A 491-nucleotide genomic window follows, 5' to 3' on the forward strand; every position below is an offset into this window, starting at 1 on the left:
CCTCATCGCTTTCAAATCCCATACCAAGAGGGGCAAACAGCCAGAAGTCTAGCAAAGAAAATTGCTGGCTCTGGCAAAGGGCACCACCCCACAGTAATTCCAGTGATTTATGAGCAATATTTATCTCGTATCATTAATGACGTGGAATCAGCGTATACAGAGTTCTTAAATGGCCGTGATTTTGATGGTGATGTTGAGAGTGAATACAACGCATTGGTGGCAAGTATTGATAGTGGCGCCGAAGTAAAAGCGCTATATCAGGAGATGACGGCTGGCGTTGATATTAAAGAAAAGGCTCAACTCAACAAGCTCTCAGAAAGTGAACTCGTTAATGATTTTATGGAAAAAGCAAAGGATGGGGTTGAAGCGATTTATCGCAATCAAGCGCATCGCTCGGTACTAGAAGCTTATAATAAAGAGAATCCGTTGTTGGACGTAAAGGAATATGCAAAAAGCAATGGCATTACAGAACGGCAGGCAGTGAATGCGTT

The 491-nt window shown here is 42.8% G+C and carries 1 pseudogene; it reads left to right on the forward strand.

The window, feature by feature from the left end:
* Positions 1-491: pseudogene (locus AB4486_RS25640) on the forward strand (site-specific integrase); the annotation flags it as partial.

This window comes from Vibrio sp. 10N.222.55.C6, assembly GCF_041473395.1.
Taxonomy (GTDB): domain Bacteria; phylum Pseudomonadota; class Gammaproteobacteria; order Enterobacterales; family Vibrionaceae; genus Vibrio; species Vibrio crassostreae_C.